The following is an 18194-nucleotide window of genomic DNA, read 5'->3' on the forward strand; positions in this document are numbered from 1 at the left end:
GCCTACACGCGCTGCGCCGCTAGCCACGCGCGCACCTCGGCGTAGGGGTACGCCTCCAACGCCGCAAAGCCGCCTAATTGACGGGCCTTGAGCGCGGTGAACAGCGGCACGCTGACGCCGCACAGGTAGCGCGTCAGGCATTCGACGCTCGGCGCTACGCCTTTGTGCTCCTGATGCTTTCGCACAAAGCCGGCACACAATGCCTGTAAGTCCAACTCCGCCAAAGCCGGTAACGCGGGCGGGGCCGGTAGCTGGGCGATCTGCCCCTGACACACCGAACAATGCCCGCACTGCTGCGGCGCATGGCTGTCGCCAAAATAAGCCGCCAGTCGCTGGCTCAAGCAGTGTTCGCTGGCAAACAGCGCGAGCATGGCGTGTATCCGGCGAATCTCGCTGGCTTCCTGCTGGCTGAAATAGCCATGCAATTCAGCGCTCAGCGCCTCGGCATCAAACCCCGGCTGCAGCAAGGCATAGACCTCGGTCATCTGCTTGCTTTCCACCTCGATCCAGCCTTTTTCCTGAAAGTAATCCAACGCGATGATCACCCGGCTGCGCTCGGCCTGATGCTGCTGATACAACTGTTCGAAATCGACCGTGCACCAAGTGCGGGCGCGCTGCGAGGTGGTGATCAGCGCCTCGACAAACTGCCGCCGCTCACCGCTGAAATGAGCCAGCAGCGCCTCGGGTTCGAGCAGGTATTTGAAGCGATATTCGGCGAAATAGGCGTAGCGCGGGGCGATGATGCCGCGTAGCTCCAGCTGCACCAGCAGGGTTTTCAGCGGCAATTGGCGAATATTGCTTTGCTCGGAGAGTTGGTTGAGCATCAGCTCCCATTCGCCGCCCTGGCCGCCGGCCAACAGCTGATCAAGCACACAGCGAATGCCCTCGCGCTCGGGCGTGTCGCCATAGACAAAGTTCTCCAGCACGTTGAGGCTGTCGCGGTTGGCCAGTACCAGGCAGTCCGAGGGCTGGCCATCACGCCCCGCACGACCGATTTCCTGGCTGTAGTTCTCGATGGATTTGGGCAAATCAAAGTGCACCACGTTGCGGATGTCACTCTTGTCGATGCCCATGCCAAAGGCGATGGTGGCGACGATGCAGTTGATGTGCCCGGCCATAAACTGGCGCTGGATCGCCTCGCGCGCCTCGTGTGGCATACCCGCGTGATAGGCGCTGGCAGCAACGCCACGCTCACTCAGGCGCTCAGCCACCTGCTCGGCGGTGCGCTGCTGGGTTACATAGACAATGCTGGGTTGCCCGGCCTTGGCTGACAGCCATTGCTGCAACCGGAGCAGTTTATCGGCCCCGCTGACCGGCTCGACCAGCAGGTTGAGGTTTGGCCGGTAAAAGCCAGTGGTGACCACATCAGCTTCAGCGATGGCGAACTTCTGCTGCATGTCGGCCACCACCTTGGGTGTTGCCGTGGCGGTGAGCAGCAGCACCTGCGGGATGCCGAACTGGCGTTGGTAGTCCGGCAGCTTGAGGTAGTCCGGACGAAAGTTATGGCCCCACTCGGAAATGCAGTGCGCCTCATCGACCACCAACAGGGAGATCGGCACCTGCGCGATAAAGTTGCGGAAGCGCTCATTTTTCAGACGCTCAACCGAAATCATCAGAATCTTCAGCTCACCGGCTTTCGCCCGCGTCATCACTTCGGATGCCTGCTCGCGGCTTTGCGCCGAATCGATGCTGGCGGCACTGATGCCACGCCCATGCAGAAACGCCAGTTGATCCTGCATCAGGGCCAGCAACGGCGAGATCACCAAGGTCAAATGCGGCAGGTGCAGGGCGGGTAACTGATAACACAACGATTTGCCCGAACCAGTGGGGAAGATCGCCGCCGCCGATCGTCCCGCCAACACAGCCGAGACCACAGACTCCTGGCCGGGGCGCAACTGCTTGAAGCCAAACACACGTTCAAGGGTACTCATGGCGGTCACTCCATCGGCCGCCGCAGCGGTAAAAACGGTTAAGCCTGACAAGCGCCTGCGCTATTTCCAATCTAACTAACGCCACTGTCAGCCCTGGCCTACATTGAATTCAAACAAGCCGCAAAGGAGATCAGTATGCAGTTATCTGGCTTCAACAGCAGCGTGTGGATGGCCACCTGATTGCACGCTTGCTGCATGCGCTGCAAACCATGGGTCTGTTGGTGTGGCAACGCAGTTGCCTCGGCTGTCGTTTTGGTTCTATCGACACCACCTGCCCCCTTGCAGGTGATAGCACCGAAAGCCTGAGTTGCCACACCCGCAGGCCTATGGCCAGAGTTATCCATAGCCGTAACCAGGCCGTGTAGAGCGGCCACCTGACGCAACACCGCAGCACCCCACCATGCCTGATCAACTCGATAGGCATCAAAAGCCGCCTCCGGGCGGCTTTTCCGTTTGTTATCGCACGCTTAAAGCATCGTGGGAGGGGCTTTAGCCGCGACAGCCTCTTAAAGCTCGCCGCTAAAGCGCCTCCTACATATTAAGGCGCGATTTCCCAGGCATAAAAAAACCGCCGATTTCGGCGGTTTTTAATGAAACCGTTACAACTTACAGTTGCGGGCCGGCATTCTTAATGGCATCGCTCACATCAAACTTCTGGAAGTTGTCGACGAACAACTTGGCCAAGCCTTTGGCGGCGGTGTCGTAAGCAGCTTGATCAGCCCAGGTGTTGCGTGGGTTGAGCAGATTGGTTTCAACGCCCGGTACGGACTTCGGCACGCTCAGGTTGATGATCGGCAGCAGCTCGGTCTCGGTACCAATCAGCGCACCGCTCTGAATCGCTGCAATCACGCCACGGGTAGTCGGGATGTTGAAGCGCTTGCCAACACCATAGCCACCGCCGGTCCAGCCAGTGTTGACCAGGTAAACCTTGGAGCCGAAGCCGCGGATACGCTTGATCAGCAGCTCAGCGTATTCGCCAGCCGGACGCGGGAAGAATGGCGCGCCGAAGCAGGTGGAGAAGGTCGACTTGATGCCGCCGCCCGAACCCATTTCGGTGGAACCGACCAGCGCGGTGTAACCGGAGAGGAAGTGGTAAGCCGCTTGCTCTTCGTTGAGGATCGACACCGGCGGCAGTACGCCAGTCAGGTCGCAAGTGAGGAAGATCACGGCGTTCGGCTCACCGCCGAGGTTCTTCTCGCTGCGCTTCTCGACCAGCTCCAGCGGGTAAGCCGCGCGGCTGTTCTGGGTCAGGCTGTCGTCGGCGTAGTTCGGTACGCGGTTCTCATCGAGCACCACGTTTTCCAGCACGGCGCCGAACTGGATGGCTTTCCAAATCACTGGCTCGTTCTTCTCGGACAGGTCGATGCACTTGGCATAGCAACCGCCTTCGATGTTGAACACCACGCCCACGCCCCAACCGTGCTCGTCGTCGCCGATCAGGTAGCGGCTTTCGTCAGCCGAGAGGGTGGTCTTGCCGGTGCCGGACAGACCGAAGAACAGAGTTACGTCGCCTTCTTCACCGATGTTGGCCGCGCAGTGCATTGGCAGCACGTCGGCGTCCGGCAGCAGGAAGTTCTGCACGCTGAACATGGCTTTCTTCATTTCACCGGCGTAACGCATGCCAGCGATCAGGACTTTCTTGGCGGCGAAGTTGAGGATCACGCAGCCATCGGAATTGGTGCCATCACGCTCCGGTACGCATTCGAAGTTGGCGACGTTGAGCACTTGCCACTCGTCTTTGCCAGCCGGGTTGTACTGCTCCGGATTGATGAACAGGCAACGGCCGAACAGGTTCTGCCAGGCGGTGGCGGTGGTCATCTTGACCGGCAGGTAGTGCGCGTCGGCAGAACCTACATGAACGTAGGACACGAAGCTGTCCTGCGCGTCGGAGAACGCTTGTACGCGGTCCCACAGGGCATCGAACTTGTCAGCCGGGAACGGACGGTTGATTGCGCCCCAGGCGATTTTCGCCTCGGTGCTCGGCTCTTGCACGATGAAGCGATCAGCCGGCGAACGACCAGTGCGATGGCCTGTGCGTACGACCAGCGAGCCGTTGGCGGCCAGCTCGCCTTCACCGCGACGAAGAGCTTCTTCGACCAGTTGGGCAGCGCTGATGTCGGTGTACACGGCGTTGTTGGCTTGCGTCATGTGGTTCCCCGTCGGCCACGTGGCCGAGTCTTCCGAACGATTTGTAGTAGAAACCTGAGCACTACTACAGCGAAAAAAGTGCGGCGGATTATGCCAGAAAAAGCCGACTGCGGGTGCAGCCTCTGATCAGCTCTCCGTACCGCGATCTAGAGCGGTGCGCCTTAATGACGCGTGTCTGACGGTGAGTCTGTACCGCCAGCCATAAACAGTTGCAGCACATCGGCAGCATCAAACAGGTAACGCTCGTTGCAGAACTGGCAATCGATTTCCACGCGGCCAGCATGCTCGAGCACCAGCGCTTGGGCGTCGGTTTGGCCGAGGCTGATCAATGCGCGGCTGGAACGCTCACGCGAGCAGCTGCAACGAAACAGCAGTGCGCGCGGGTCAAACAGGCGCAGCGGCTCCTGGTGATAAAGGCGAAGCAACAGGGTTTCGTTGTCCAGGCCTAGCAGCTCTTCTGCTTTCAGAGTGTCCGCCAAGGCCATGGCGTGCTGCCAGCTGGCTTCGCGCTCATCGGCCTCTTTCAGGCGGTCTGCAGGCAACTGTTGCAACAGCAGGCCACGGGCGCGCTGACCATCGGCACAGAGCCAGAAACGCGTTGGCAACTGCTCGGAGGTGGCGAAATACTGGGTCAGGCAGTCGGCCAGAGTGTCACCTTCCAGATCGACGATGCTTTGATAACGCTGCCCAGACTTGGGGTCGACGGTCATGGCCAACACGCCATCGGGCATCAGAGCACGCAGGCTGACATCGGTGCCTATCTGCTCGTCATCGTAGCGGGCAATGCCACGCAACTCGCCTTCACTGGAGCATTCGACCATCAGCAACGGCACGGCACCGGAGGAGCGCGCCTGGAGAATCAGCAGGCCTTCAAACTTAAGTGTGCCGATCAGCAACGAAGCCGCCGCCAGCAGCTCACCGAGCAACTGTGCCACGGCTGGCGGATAGTCGTGTTTGGCAAGGACATGGCCGTAGCTGTCAGTTAAACCAACCAGCTCACCGCGAATATCGCTGTCGTCGAACAAGAAACGCTGGGAAAAATCAGGCATGCCACTTTCACTGAATCTGGTACGGCCGGCGATTTTAGGCGCAAATGCCCATCCAACCAAGCGCCTCTTATCTATCGGCCTTGCGGGCAGAAGCTATCAGGCAAGTGAACGCCAGCCTTACCGGGGCAAACTGCCTGATTCTGTACTCGCCGCCCGCCACACCACATGGAACCTCTGCGTGCTGCGCACGCCCGCCCAGCCGGAATTGGCCGAGCGCGCAGCACTGCTGGATCAGTCCTCGTCCGCCCAGGGATGACGCACGCCGCCGTCCTGTCGCTCATTGAAATCATGCAGCTGGCGACGCTGTTTTTTGCTTGGCCGGCCATCGGTCTGCATACCCAGCCCGCCGGCCTTGCGCTGCAAGGCGGCCTGCTCACGACGGGCGATGCTCTCGCCTGTCTCGGCATACAAGGCTTGCGCCTCGGGCGCACCGCGACGCACGGCGGACAATGCCTGCACCACCACGCTGCGCTCATCAAAACCGCTGCGGATCACATACACATCACCGACTTTCGGCTCCTTGCCCGGTTTGCAGCGCTCACCCCGGTGATGCACCTTGCCACCTTCTATAGCGGCCTTGGCCAGGGCGCGGGTTTTATAAAAGCGTGCAGCCCAGAGCCATTTGTCCAGACGCACCTTGTCGTCATTTTTCTCGCTCATTCAGTCCTCGCTGATTGCACGGCGCAATGCGGACATTTTGCCTGATGCAGTTGTCATAAGGGCCAACTAGAATGCCCGCACATAACCTGGAACTGCCCTGTGAAGACGTTTGACCAACTTGGCGTGATCGGCCTGCGTGAGTGGATCAACCTGCCGGAACTGGGCATGGTCGGCCTGCGCGCCAAGATCGATACCGGCGCGAGCACCTCTTGCCTGCATGCCAGCGATATTCAGCCATTCGACCGCGCCGGTGAGCCGTGGGTGCGCTTTACCGCTCACCTCGGCACGCTGGTGCAACGCCGTCATCGCTGTGAAGCGCCGCTGGTCTCGCTGAAAACCATCAAAAGTTCCAACGGTCAGGCGCAGTCACGTTACGTGATCCGCACCCCGGTGACCTTGGGTGAGCGCGAGTGGCCCGTGGAGTTCACCCTGACGTGCCGCAAAACCATGCGCTACCGCGTGCTGCTCGGTTCCAAGGCGCTGGTTGACGGCCAACTGCTGGTCAACCCGGCGCTGACCTATGTGCAAAACAAACCCTCTCTTGCTGACCCTTCTGGTGCCCAATGAAGATCGCCGTGCTGTCGCGCAACCCGCGCCTGTATTCCACCCGCCGCCTGGTTGAAGCCGGACAGTTACGCGGCCACGAAATGGTGGTGATCGATACCCTGCGTGCCTACATGAACATCGCCAGCCACAAGCCGCAAATCCACTACCGCGGCAAAGCGTTGGAAGGCTTTGATGCAGTGATTCCACGCATCGGCGCATCGGTAACCTTCTATGGCTGCGCCGTGCTGCGCCAGTTCGAGATGATGGGCGTGTTCCCGCTCAACGAATCGGTGGCCATTGCCCGTTCGCGCGACAAACTGCGTTCGCTGCAACTGCTGTCACGCCGTGGTGTTGGCCTGCCGGTGACCGGTTTTGCCCATTCCCCGGACGACATTGCCGACCTGATCGAGATGGTCAACGGCGCACCCTTGGTGATCAAAGTGCTGGAAGGCACCCAAGGCATTGGCGTGGTGCTGTGTGAAACGGCCACCGCTGCCGAGTCGGTGATTGAAGCCTTTATGGGCCTCAAGCAGGACATCATGGTGCAGGAGTACATCAAGGAAGCTGGCGGTGCGGATATCCGCTGCTTTGTGGTCGGCGACAAAGTGATCGCGTCGATGAAGCGCCAGGCTAAACCCGGTGAGTTCCGCTCCAATCTGCATCGCGGTGGCTCAGCCAGCCTGATCAAAATCACCCCGGAAGAACGCATGACCGCCATTCGTGCGGCCAAGGTCATGGGGCTGTCGGTAGCCGGGGTGGACATCCTGCGCTCCAACCACGGCCCGCTGGTGATGGAGGTCAACTCCTCGCCAGGCCTGGAGGGCATCGAAACCACCACCGGCAACGACGTCGCCGGCATGATCATTCAATACATCGAGAAGAACGGCGGCCCACACCTGACCCGCACCAAGGGCAAGGGCTAAACAGCCGTGGAGTGGATGAGGCTCTTTTCATCCACCCGCTACTCGGCACTGGCCTCAACCTGACGGCTGATGCTGCTCCATCCAGGCGAGGAAATCCGCGGCTGGCAGCGGCCGACTGAAGTAATAGCCCTGGCCCAATGAGCAGCCGTTGTTGCGCAGGCAATCCAACTGCCATTCGCTCTCGATGCCTTCAGCCACACACTCGAGCCCCAGGTTGCGGGCAATCATCAGAATGGTTTGCACCAGCACCAGGCCGCTGCCGTCTTCGCCGTCCATGTCCCAGGTAAAGCTGCGATCGATTTTCAGGCGATCAAGGGGAAGACGCTTGAGGTAGGTGAGCGAGGAATAGCCGGTGCCGAAATCGTCGATGGCAAAGCGCACGCCCATGGCCTTGAGAGCCTGCATATTGCTGATGCATTGCTCGACCTCTTCAAGCAGCACGCCCTCGGTAATTTCCAGCTCCAGCGCGCTGGCCGGCACCTGATGCCGCGCCAAACATTCGCTGATGCGCGTAACGCAATGGCGTTGGCGCAGTTCGCGCGGGCTGAGGTTGACGGCCAGCACCAGCTGCGGCCACTGCGGCAGCCAACCGGCTAAGGCCTTGCAGGCGTTTTCCAGCACCCAGTCGCCCAGCTCCTCGATCAGCCCGGTCTCTTCAGCCAGCGCAATAAACTGCTCGGGCATCACCGCTCCACGCTCGGGATGCACCCAACGCAGCAGGACTTCCGCACCGGTTACACGGCCATTGGCCAAAGCCAATTGCGGTTGGAAGACCAAGTGCAATTGGTTGCGCTGTATGGCCTGACGCAACTCGCTTTGCAGTTGCAGACGCTGGTCGATGGCGGCCTGCATTTGCGGGGCAAAAAAGTGCAGCGCGTTACGACCGCCCTGCTTGGCGCGGTACATGGCGGTGTCCGCCTGCTTCAGCACATCGGCGGCCACTTGACTGCCAAAGGGGTGCAGGGCGATGCCGATGCTGGCGCTGATGGACAATTCATGACCATCAATCAGGCAGGTACCCGTCAAGCTTTTCAGCAGCTTTTCAGCCGCAGCAGCCGCCGCTTCGGCTGCCACCTCCGGCTGGTTATCAAGCCCTTCCAACAACACGACAAACTCATCACCGCCCATGCGGGCCAGGGTGTCTTCGGCGCGCAGGGTGCTGGCCAGACGCGTCGTGACCTCGCGCAGCAAGCTGTCGCCGACCAGATGGCCAAGGCTGTCGTTGACGGTTTTAAAGTGATCCAAGTCGATAAACAGCAACGCGCCCAAGGTGTTATCGCGCAATTCACGATCCATGGCGTGTTGCAGGCGGTCGATCAGCAAACGGCGATTGGGCAAGCCGGTGAGTTCATCGCTAAAGGCCAAGCGCTCGATCTCACGCTGGTAGCGCTGACGCTCGGAGATGTCCGTGACGCTCACGCGAATCAGCGCCGGCTCACCGGGCATGCGCACCAGACGCACTTCGCACGGCAGCCGACGGCCCACACTGTCGCGGTGCAACCACTCGAACACTGGCGCCTCACCATCCAGCGCGCGGCGCACGTAAATAGCGCCAGCCTCCGAGGACAACCGACCGTCAGCCTGTTTGTAGGGGCTCAGGTCGAAAACCTGCTTGCTGAACAACTCTTCACGGCTGTAACGCAGCAGACGTAAGGCATTTTCATTGCACTCGACCATCGCACCACTGAGGTCAAACAACAGAATGGCCTCGGGCGCATGCTCAACCATGGTGCGGTAACGCGCTTCGGCCTGCAGACGCTCGCTGACGTCTTCCACCAGCAGCATAAACATACGAACACGGCCGGTGCTGTGGCGCACGGCGCGCAAACTGACGCGGGTATGCACCAGGCTTTGGTCCGGCCGGCGAAAGCGCTTTTCCAACTCAAAACCTTCGCGCTCACCGCGATGCACCTGATCCAGCAGCGGCTGTTCAAGTTGCAAGTCATCGGCAAAGGACAGGCTTTCCCAGGTGCTGCTCAGCAATTGCTCGCGGGTGCAGTCGAGGATGCTGCAAAACTTCTGATTGACCTCCTCCCAGGCAAAGCTGGGGCTGGTCAGGGCCATGCCAATCAGCGGCGCTTCAAAGAACAGGCGCAGGCGTTCGTCGCGTTCGCGCAGTTGTTGTTCGGCGTATTTGCGCGCGCTGACGTCCTGTAACGCGCCATACACCCGCAACAGCTCGCGCCCATCACGCTCGGCAGCACCGCGAATGCGCAACCAGCGGGTTTTGCCCTTGGCAGTGAGCAGGCGCACCTCAATGTCGAAATGCTCCTGACCGTCGATCAGGTGCTGCAGTATCCGCTCAGACAACACTCGCCCACTGGCATCCAGATAACTCAGGGCCTGAGTCAGATTGGGCGTGCCGTTTTTCGGGTCCAATTCATAGATGCGAAAACAGCCGGCGCTCCAGTCCATGGTTTGCTGAGGCAGGTTCAACACCCAGCCGCCCAGGTTGGCGATGTGTTCGGTCTGGCCGAACAGGTAACTCTGTTTGAGCAGTTCATCGCTCTGCTTGCGCACTTGACTGGCCAGGTGTTCACGCGCGGAGACGTCACTTTGCAGGGCGACAAAATGGCTGATGCCGTTTTCATCTCGCATGGGGGCGAGGGTCAGCTCGTTAAAGAACGGCTGGCCGTCCTTACGGTAATTGCGCAGCACCACTTCACGCGCGATACCGCCACTTAAGGCTTGCTGCAGTTGGCCACGGGCACGTTGCTGCTGGTCTTCACTGAGCAAAAAGTTCCAGTTTTGCCCGAGGATTTCAGCCTGGCTGTAGCCGGTCATTTGGCTGAAGGCGGGGTTACTGTAGATCAGCGGTAGATTGGGCTGCCGGGCATCGGCAATGATCACCCCGAGCGGGCTCGCCTCCAGCGCCAGATTGGCCAGCGCCAATTGCTGCTGCATCTGCGCGGCGCGGGCCAGCGACTGGCGCAAATCGCTCAGGCTACGGCCTACCAACAGCGTGGCAAGCATAAACAGCAACACACTGAGTTGCAGCTCTAGGCGCTGCGGGTCAAGCCAAGCCTCGGCATTCGACACGCCACGCAGCAGCGGCATAATCAATACCGCCAATACACTCAGCAGGGCACCGCAGATCCCACCGGCAAAACCCCACACCAGCGCCAGCCCGAGTGTCATAACGCCCAACAGTGGCAGGTTCAGTGTCAGCGGCAATAAATTCAGCAGCCAGGGCATGCCGCCCAACAACAGCAGCAAGAGTGGCCACGGCGGTAGGTGACGCAGCACCTCGGCCACCTCATGAGGGCCCTGCAGTGCCGCACCCTGCAGCCAACCTCGGCGACGCATCCAGGGCGTCAGGTAAACCAGCACCGGAATGGACAGCGCCAGCGCGGTGAGGCTGTCAGCCAGCCACAGGGTCAAACTGCCCGACGCCAGCGCTGAAAGGGGCAAATGCCCTGTCAGCCATAGATTCGCCTGCACCCCGAAGGCCATTGGCACTGCGGGTAGCAGCACACCGAGCAACATCAACCGCAGCAGGTGGCTGACATCCGGCAGGGCGGGGTCAAAAGGCCGCTGCTTTAACAGGAACCACGCCAGCGCAACACCCAGGGTTTCAGGGATGGCATACAGGGGTGACCACTGCCAAGCCAGGCCCCACAAGGGAATCGACACCAATGCATTAAGGTAGACAGCCACCAGCACCCGTGGCCCCCACCACAGCACCAGCACCAGGCCGAGGGCAAACGGCACGTACCAGAGCGCAGCGCCATCGCTAAACTGGGTGGCCAGCGACAGCCAAGTGGCCAGATGGAGAAATGGCAGCGGCAGTAGCCAGGTCCAAAATGCAAGGCGGTGGGGAGTTGCAGGCATGCTGACCTCGTATCAGGGCGCTGATTGAGCCTAGTTCAGCGCTGTGATGACAGTATGTCAGGCCTGATCAAACTGCGTCGCGCGGTAACAGCAAGCCCAGAGGCAAACAAACACGTGCTTCCAGGCCGCCACCGGAGCGATTGCGCAACTCCACGCTGCCACCGTGCAGGGCGGCGATGCGTTTGACGATGGCCAGGCCCAAACCGGTGCCTTGTCCGCCGCGCGCCAGGTCACCGCGAATAAACGGATTAAACACGCGGCCCAACTCCGCCGGATCAATCCCCGCACCCCGGTCAAGTACGCTCAGCACTACGTATGGCGCGTTGTTATCGCCACCCAATGACACCGCCACCTCCACCGCGTTGCCGCCATAGCGCAGGGCATTCTCGATCAGGTTGACCAACAGGCGCTTGAGCGAAACGCGACGCAGCGGGAACGCTGGCACGGACTCCAGACACAGACGCACCATTTCCTGCTTCTGGTTGTACGGGGCGACCACTTCACGAATCAATTCAAGCAGGTCGAGTTGCTCCAGCGGCTCGTCGCGACCATCGCGGATAAAGGCGAGGAACTGATCGAGGATGGCATCCATGTCCTCAATGTCGCGCACCATGTCTTCGGTCAGCTCCGAATCGGTGTTTAAAAACTCCATCGACAGGCGCAGACGCGTCAGCGGTGTCCGCAGATCATGAGACACGCCGGCCAGCATCAGTTCGCGCTCACGCGCCACCTGCTCAACGTCTTCGGCCATCTGGTTAAAGGCGCGGTACACCTCGGTCATTTCGCTCGGTGTGTCACTCACGGTCAGGCGCACGCTGCGCCCCTTACCGACTTGCCGCGCGGCGAACACCAAGCCTTTTAGCGGGGCATTGAGTTGGCGGACAAAGATCCAGGCGGCCGCCGTCGACAACAAACCGATGGCGAGGAACCAGCCCAATACACTCCAGATGCGCTGACCACGCAGCGGATGCGGATACAGCGGCACCCGCAGCCACTCATCACCAAGAGCCGGGGCACGCACCCAGAGCGCGGGCGGACTTTTGGCGCGCACGCGCACCTCGGTGTCCGGGCCCAATTCGGTGCGCATCTGCCGTTCGAAGATCTCGCTGTAGGGCCAATGCTGCTCGGTGGCTGGCACCTCTCCATGAAGCACCGGCTTTAGCCCGGCGGCCTCGGCAATGGTGGCGCGGTCTTCCGGGTCCGCTGCCCAATAGGCACGCAGGGTCAGCGCGGCACCATGGCTGTACTGCCGATCGACCAGCACGTCCTCGTTCATCATCAGATAAACCAGGGTCAGCGCCTTGGAAAACAGCACCACGATCAGCACCAGCCAAAGCGTGCGGGCAAAGAAGCTTTGCGGGAACCAGAGAGGGGTTTTCATGGTGACTCGATGTGGTTATGGGGTGGATCGCGCCTCATCGATCCACCGAGCGGAAATGAGGGGCGGATGAATAACGTGTCATCCACCCTACGGCGGGTTACTTATTGCCGTCCGGCACGAACACATAACCCACACCCCATACGGTCTGGATGTAGCGGGGCTTGGACGGGTCCGGTTCGATCAACCGACGCAGGCGGGAAATCTGCACGTCGATGGAGCGCTCCAGCGCATCCCACTCACGGCCACGGGCCAGGTTCATCAGCTTGTCGCGGGTCAGCGGTTCACGCGCATGCTGCACCAGCGCCTTGAGCACGGCGAATTCGCCGGTGGTGAGCATGTGGACTTCATCGCCCTTCTTCAGCTCACGGGTGGCCAGGGACAATTCATATTCCCCGAAGCTCACGCTTTCATCCTCGGTGCCCGGCGCACCCGGTACCACAGGGGCCTGACGGCGCAGTACAGCCTTGATCCGCGCCAGCAACTCACGCGGGTTAAACGGCTTGGCCAGGTAATCATCCGCGCCCAGTTCCAGGCCTTGGATGCGGCTGGCTTCGTCGCCCTTGGCAGTGAGCATGATGATCGGCACCTGATTGTTCGCCTCACGCAGGCGACGGCAGGCCGAAAGACCGTCTTCACCCGGCAGCATCAGATCGAGCACCACCAAGTTGAACAGTTCACGGGCCAACAAACGGTCCATCTGCTCAACGTTCTCTACGGCGCGCACGCGGTAGCCCTGCTCGTCGAAAAAACGCTCCAGCAAACGACGCAGACGGGCATCGTCATCGACGATAAGGATTTTTTCGCCTTCAACAGGAAGTGCAGTGCTGCTCATTCAGGGCTCCTTGAACAGGCATCCGCCGTATGCGGATGCGCGGGCAGTATGCGATGGCCGGCATTATGGCTCAGCCGCCGCTGGCAACGTGATGGCCATTGTTAGCAGATTTGTCGGGCCAGCCCCAGCCTGGCGCGCTCAGACAGATGTGCAACCTTCGCTGCTCGCGCGTGCCGCGTTGAGGGGGCGGCCACCCGCCTTGCCGCACATGGTTATAATGCGCGCCTTTCGTGACTGGCCCGTGGTCTGCGTGGCCGCCCTGTCGTTTCAGTGTGGGTAGCATTTATATGGATAGCATCAACAACCGCATCGCCAATGAATTGGGCGTGCGCCCGCAACAGGTCGCCGCCGCCGTGGCGCTGCTCGATGAAGGCTCCACCGTGCCGTTTATTGCGCGCTACCGCAAAGAGGTCACCGGCAGCCTCGACGACACCCAACTGCGTAACCTGGAAGAGCGCCTGCGCTACCTGCGCGAACTCGACGAGCGCCGCGCCAGCATCCTCGCCAGCATTGAAGAACAGGGCAAGCTGACGCCCGAACTGACCCGCGAAATCAACTTGGCGGAGACCAAAACCCGCCTCGAAGATTTGTACCTGCCGTTTAAACAGAAACGCCGCACCAAGGGCCAGATTGCCCTGGAAGCCGGCCTCGGCGAACTGGCCGACGCACTGTTCAACGACCCAACGTTGACGCCGGAAAGCGAAGCCGAACGTTTTATCGACGTCGAAAAAGGCTTTGCCGACGTCAAGGCCGTGCTCGAAGGGGCCAAATACATCCTTATGGAGCGCTTCGCCGAGGACGCCAACCTGCTGGCCAGCCTGCGCAGCTACCTCAAAGACAACGCCATCCTCAGCGCCCGCGTCGTCACCGGCAAAGAAAACGAAGGGGCCAAGTTCCGCGATTATTTCGAGCACGACGAGAAGCTCAAAGGCGCGCCCTCGCACCGCGCCCTGGCGATCTTCCGTGGCCGTAACGAAGGCATCTTGAGCGCCAGCCTGAAGGTCGGTGATGAGCTGCCCGGCAGCATGCACCCGTGCGAAGGCATGATCGGCGAACGCTTCGGCATCAGCGCCCGTGGCCGCGCTGCTGACAAATGGCTGAGTGAAGTGGTGCGCTGGACCTGGAAGGTCAAGCTCTACACCCACCTGGAAACCGACCTGTTCGGCGAACTGCGTGAAGGCGCAGAAGACGAAGCCATCAACGTCTTCGCGCGCAACCTGCACGACTTGCTGCTGGCCGCCCCGGCGGGCCCGCGCGCCACCCTAGCGCTCGACCCCGGCCTGCGCACCGGCTGCAAAGTGGCCGTAGTCGATGCCACCGGCAAAGTGCTGGAAACCTCTACGGTTTACCCGCACGCACCACGCAATGACTGGGACGGCACCTTGGCGATCCTCGCCAAACTGTGCGCCAAACATGCGGTGGACCTGATCTCCATCGGCAACGGCACCGCCAGCCGCGAAACCGACAGGCTGGCCGCTGACCTGATCAAGAAGCTGCCGGGCCTGAAGCTGACCAAGGTCATGGTCTCCGAGGCTGGCGCTTCGGTGTATTCGGCCTCCGAGTTGGCCGCCAAAGAATTCCCGGACATGGACGTGTCGCTGCGCGGCGCGGTATCCATCGCCCGTCGCCTGCAAGATCCGCTGGCCGAGTTGGTGAAAATCGACCCGAAATCCATTGGCGTCGGCCAATACCAGCACGACGTGTCGCAGCTCAAATTGGCGCGCTCGCTGGATGCCGTGGTGGAAGACTGCGTAAACGCCGTGGGCGTGGATGTGAACACCGCCTCCGCCGCCCTGCTCGCGCGCATCTCAGGCCTCAACGCCACCCTGGCGCAGAACATCGTCGCCTTCCGTGACGCCAACGGCGCGTTCAAATCCCGCGCCGAACTGCTCAAGGTGCCGCGCTTGGGCGATAAAACCTTCGAACAAGCCGCAGGCTTTCTGCGCGTGATGAACGGCAGCAACCCGCTCGACGCCTCCGCTGTGCACCCGGAAACCTACCCGCTGGTGCAGCGCATCGCCTTGGATACCGGCCGTGATATCCGCTCACTGATCGGCGACTCGACCTTCCTCAAGCGCCTCGACCCGAAACAATTCACCGATGAAAAATTCGGCCTGGTGACCGTCGGCGATATCTTGAGCGAGCTGGAAAAACCCGGCCGCGACCCGCGCCCAGAGTTCAAGACCGCAGAGTTTCAGGAGGGCGTAGAAACCCTCAACGACCTCAAACTGGGCATGATGCTCGAAGGCGTGGTAACCAACGTGACCAACTTCGGTGCTTTCGTCGACATCGGCGTGCACCAGGACGGTCTGGTGCACATTTCGGCGCTGTCGGAGAAGTTCATCAAAGACCCACACGAAGCGGTCAAGGCCGGCGACGTGGTCAAGGTCAAAGTCATGGAAGTCGACATCCCGCGTAACCGCATCGCCCTCTCCATGCGCATGGGCGACACCCCCGGCGAGAAAATCGAAGGGCCGCGTGGCGGGCAATCCCGTGGTGGCAAACCGGCCGGCAACGCCCCGCGCAGCGAACGCCACTCCAGTCAAGACAAACCCGCCCCAGCCAGCGGCGGCATGGCCTCGCTATTTGCCAATGCCAAGCAGTTGAAGAAGTAAGGCGCCGCAAAGCCCGTAGGATGGGTCGTGCCGCGCACGTCGAAATGCGCGGCACCATTACCCATCACGACGTTGGCGGGTATTGGTGCTCAACTTTATTTCGGCCCGACTCATCCTTCGCGCGGGGCAAAATTCCGTCGCATTAAGACAGCAGCACAGCGCCCAGCTCTAACCCTCGTTACCCGCCTCGGGTTATAAAGCCCTATCGACCGGCACAACCGGTTTTCTTGCCCCCTTGTAGAGCACGCCAGCCGCCCCCATAAAGGGGCAACCGATGCGTGAAGGAATGCGATCTTGAGCGACCTGTTAACCCGCCGCCTGGCCCAGCTTGGCGAGCACGCCAACCTTTCCCTGCTGTCCCAGTGCCTACATGGCATCGAGCGCGAATGCCTGCGCGTGGACAGTCGCGGTCAACTGGCCCTGACCCCGCATCCGCAAGCCCTGGGCTCGGCGCTGACGCATGCGCAAATCACCACCGATTATTCTGAATCGCTGCTGGAATTTATCACCCCAGCTGAGGCGGATCCGGCGGCGACGTTGGCTGATCTTGAGCAGATCCATCGGTTTGCCTACAGCAAGCTCGGCGACGAGTTGTTGTGGAGCCCGTCCATGCCCTGCGCCCTGCCGGATGAGGAGACGATCCCGATTGCCCGCTACGGCAGCTCGCACATTGGCGAACTCAAGTATGTGTACCGCAAGGGTTTGGCCATGCGTTATGGCAAAACCATGCAGTGCATTGCCGGCATTCACTACAACTTCTCTCTGCCGGATGCCCTGTGGCAATTGCAGCAGCAGGCCGAAGGCGACACGCGCAGCGCGCAGGATTATCAGTCGGCGCGTTACATCTCACTGATCCGTAACTTCCGCCGTTACAGCTGGCTGCTGATGTACCTGTTCGGCGCGTCACCGGCGCTGCACAAAGGCTTTATGCGCGGCCGCCCGCACCAGTTGCAAGAACTGGATGAGGAAACCCTCTACCTGCCCTACGCCACCAGCCTGCGCATGAGCGACCTGGGCTACCAGAGCACTGCCCAGTCGGGTCTTACGCCCTGCTATAACGACCTCATAAGCTACACCGACAGCCTGCGCAAAGCCGTCGGCACGCCCTACCCGCCGTATGTGGAAATAGGCGCGAAGCGCGATGGCGAGTGGCTGCAACTGAACACCAATATTTTGCAGATCGAAAACGAGTACTACTCGAATATCCGCCCCAAGCGCGTAACCCACAGCGGCGAACGGCCGATTCAGGCGCTGATGGCCCGTGGCGTGCAGTATGTGGAAGTGCGCTGCCTGGATATCAACCCGTTCCTACCGCTGGGCATTGATCTGACCGAATCGCGTTTTCTGGATGCCTTCCTGCTGTTCTGCGCGCTGGCCGACAGCCCACTGCTGGAAAGCGGCGAGTGCCATGCTTGCACCGACAACTTCACCGCAGTGGTCAAAGAAGGCCGCCGCCCGGACCTGCACTTGCAGCGTCAGGGCCAACCCGTGCCATTGCACGCCTGGGCCAGTGAGCTGCTGGAGCAGATCCGTCCGCTGGCCGAATTGCTCGACCAGTGCCACGGCAGCGAGGCGCACCTGCAGGCGTTGCAGGCGCAGCAGGCCAAGGTCGACGATCCCAGCCTGACGCCGTCGGCACAGGTACTCGCGCAACTGCAACAAGGTCAAAGCTTTACGGCTTTTGCCCTGCACCAGAGTCATTTGCATGCGGCGTTCTTCCGCAGCCAGCCGCTCAGTGCTGACGCGCAAGCCGCGTTTGAAGCCAGCGTCGCGCAGTCGCTGCATCAGCAGGCTGAGCTGGAAGCACATGAAGAGGGCGACTTCGACAGCTTTGCGGCGGCTTATCAAGCCAGCATCCTGGCCGTAGCAAACTGAATAGCCGACGTGCCGACTCGCACGGAGTCGGCATTTCGCCAACCCCATCACATAAACAGTCAGCGGTGGCAAAAGTAGGATCAGCGGCGCAGTCTGCGTGCAGGCATACGGCTAGCATTGCAGAGGTCAAACCACTGCGAGCTGCAACCATGGCCTGCGCCGATATCAACAAGGAAGATGACCAGCACTGGAGCCTGGAAAGCCTCAACAAGGCTTACCAACAAGGCTATATGGCGGGTCTGACAGGGCAAAACAGCACCCCACGCACCCTGGCCGCCGATGTATTGATGGCCGCCTGGGAGGCGGGCTGGGACGACGGCAACGAGCAATTCGAACTGCATAAACGCCACAGCGCCTGACACTTCACACAGTACCGTTAAATGACTCACGGGGTTGACGCATC

At 60.8% G+C, this 18194-nt stretch carries 13 protein-coding genes; 6 read left to right on the plus strand and 7 right to left on the minus strand.

Going from position 1 to position 18194, the window contains the following annotated elements; all coding sequences use genetic code 11:
* Window positions 1–2 precede the first annotated feature (2 nt).
* From AUK77_RS14380 to hslO, 3 genes are all read right to left on the minus strand, one after another.
* Window positions 3–1931, minus strand: coding sequence for an ATP-dependent DNA helicase RecQ (locus tag AUK77_RS14380; RefSeq protein ID WP_296130810.1), 1929 nt, complete (start codon window positions 1929–1931; stop codon window positions 3–5).
* A gap of 606 nt (window positions 1932–2537) precedes the next feature.
* Complete coding sequence (locus tag AUK77_RS14385) at window positions 2538–4079, minus strand: phosphoenolpyruvate carboxykinase (protein WP_296130812.1); 1542 nt, start codon at window positions 4077–4079, stop codon at window positions 2538–2540.
* Window positions 4080–4240: 161 nt separating this feature from the next.
* A complete protein-coding gene (hslO, locus tag AUK77_RS14390) occupies window positions 4241–5128 on the minus strand; it encodes an Hsp33 family molecular chaperone HslO (RefSeq protein ID WP_296130814.1) in 888 nt (295 codons plus the stop codon).
* On the opposite strand from hslO, the gene AUK77_RS14395 reads away from it, so the two are divergent.
* Window positions 5127–5384 (plus strand): hypothetical protein, encoded by a 258-nt coding sequence (locus AUK77_RS14395; RefSeq protein ID WP_296130816.1) that lies wholly within the window; start codon window positions 5127–5129, stop codon window positions 5382–5384. The two genes, hslO and AUK77_RS14395, sit on opposite strands and share 2 nt — an antisense overlap.
* Here AUK77_RS14395 and AUK77_RS14400 read toward each other — a convergent pair.
* Entirely contained in the window at window positions 5360–5788 is a 429-nt protein-coding gene (locus tag AUK77_RS14400; RefSeq protein WP_296130817.1) for a S4 domain-containing protein, read from the minus strand. The genes AUK77_RS14395 and AUK77_RS14400 overlap by 25 nt on opposite strands.
* A gap of 132 nt (window positions 5789–5920) precedes the next feature.
* Between AUK77_RS14400 and AUK77_RS14405 the strand changes: the two genes are divergently transcribed.
* A complete protein-coding gene (locus AUK77_RS14405) occupies window positions 5921–6355 on the plus strand; it encodes an ATP-dependent zinc protease (RefSeq protein ID WP_296130949.1) in 435 nt (144 codons plus the stop codon).
* The gene (gene rimK, locus AUK77_RS14410; protein ID WP_296130819.1) at window positions 6352–7257 is read left to right on the plus strand and encodes a 30S ribosomal protein S6--L-glutamate ligase; all 906 of its coding nucleotides are present in this window, start codon (window positions 6352–6354) and stop codon (window positions 7255–7257) included. Before AUK77_RS14405 ends, rimK begins: the two co-directional genes overlap by 4 nt.
* A 54-nt stretch (window positions 7258–7311) precedes the next feature.
* Here the strand turns inward: rimK and AUK77_RS14415 are convergent, their stop codons facing one another.
* The 3 genes from AUK77_RS14415 to ompR form a co-directional block, all read right to left on the minus strand.
* Window positions 7312–11088 (minus strand): EAL domain-containing protein, encoded by a 3777-nt coding sequence (locus tag AUK77_RS14415; protein WP_296130821.1) that lies wholly within the window; start codon window positions 11086–11088, stop codon window positions 7312–7314.
* A 67-nt stretch (window positions 11089–11155) separates the two neighbouring features.
* Entirely contained in the window at window positions 11156–12469 is a 1314-nt protein-coding gene (locus tag AUK77_RS14420; RefSeq protein ID WP_296130824.1) for an ATP-binding protein, read from the minus strand.
* Window positions 12470–12566: 97 nt separating this feature from the next.
* Window positions 12567–13301 carry a two-component system response regulator OmpR gene (gene ompR / locus AUK77_RS14425; protein ID WP_296130825.1) on the minus strand — a complete coding sequence of 245 codons (735 nt, stop codon included), beginning with the start codon at window positions 13299–13301 and terminating at the stop codon, window positions 12567–12569.
* Between the two features lie 287 nt (window positions 13302–13588).
* Between ompR and AUK77_RS14430 the strand changes: the two genes are divergently transcribed.
* The 3 genes from AUK77_RS14430 to AUK77_RS14440 all read left to right on the plus strand — a co-directional run bounded on the left by AUK77_RS14430 (window position 13589) and on the right by AUK77_RS14440 (window position 18150).
* Entirely contained in the window at window positions 13589–15916 is a 2328-nt protein-coding gene (locus tag AUK77_RS14430; protein ID WP_296130827.1) for a Tex family protein, read from the plus strand.
* A gap of 294 nt (window positions 15917–16210) precedes the next feature.
* The gene (gene gshA, locus AUK77_RS14435; protein WP_296130828.1) at window positions 16211–17791 is read left to right on the plus strand and encodes a glutamate--cysteine ligase; all 1581 of its coding nucleotides are present in this window, start codon (window positions 16211–16213) and stop codon (window positions 17789–17791) included.
* A 149-nt stretch (window positions 17792–17940) separates the two neighbouring features.
* Complete coding sequence (locus AUK77_RS14440; RefSeq protein ID WP_296130831.1) at window positions 17941–18150, plus strand: ribosome modulation factor; 210 nt, start codon at window positions 17941–17943, stop codon at window positions 18148–18150.
* The last annotated feature ends 44 nt before the right edge of the window (window positions 18151–18194 follow it).

This window comes from Pseudomonas sp. Ga0074129 (assembly GCA_001465025.1).
Taxonomy (GTDB): Bacteria; Pseudomonadota; Gammaproteobacteria; order Pseudomonadales; family Pseudomonadaceae; genus Aquipseudomonas.

Coding starts and splice junctions, on each gene's coding strand:
- AUK77_RS14380 (WP_296130810.1), bottom strand. CDS start 1,931: ATGAGTACCCTTGAACGTGTGTTTGGCTTCAAGCAGTTGCGCCCCGGC.
- AUK77_RS14385 (WP_296130812.1), bottom strand. CDS start 4,079: ATGACGCAAGCCAACAACGCCGTGTACACCGACATCAGCGCTGCCCAA.
- AUK77_RS14395 (WP_296130816.1), top strand. CDS start 5,127: ATGCCACTTTCACTGAATCTGGTACGGCCGGCGATTTTAGGCGCAAAT.
- hslO (WP_296130814.1), bottom strand. CDS start 5,128: ATGCCTGATTTTTCCCAGCGTTTCTTGTTCGACGACAGCGATATTCGC.
- AUK77_RS14400 (WP_296130817.1), bottom strand. CDS start 5,788: ATGAGCGAGAAAAATGACGACAAGGTGCGTCTGGACAAATGGCTCTGG.
- rimK (WP_296130819.1), top strand. CDS start 6,352: ATGAAGATCGCCGTGCTGTCGCGCAACCCGCGCCTGTATTCCACCCGC.
- AUK77_RS14415 (WP_296130821.1), bottom strand. CDS start 11,088: ATGCCTGCAACTCCCCACCGCCTTGCATTTTGGACCTGGCTACTGCCG.
- AUK77_RS14420 (WP_296130824.1), bottom strand. CDS start 12,469: ATGAAAACCCCTCTCTGGTTCCCGCAAAGCTTCTTTGCCCGCACGCTT.
- ompR (WP_296130825.1), bottom strand. CDS start 13,301: ATGAGCAGCACTGCACTTCCTGTTGAAGGCGAAAAAATCCTTATCGTC.
- AUK77_RS14430 (WP_296130827.1), top strand. CDS start 13,589: ATGGATAGCATCAACAACCGCATCGCCAATGAATTGGGCGTGCGCCCG.
- AUK77_RS14440 (WP_296130831.1), top strand. CDS start 17,941: ATGGCCTGCGCCGATATCAACAAGGAAGATGACCAGCACTGGAGCCTG.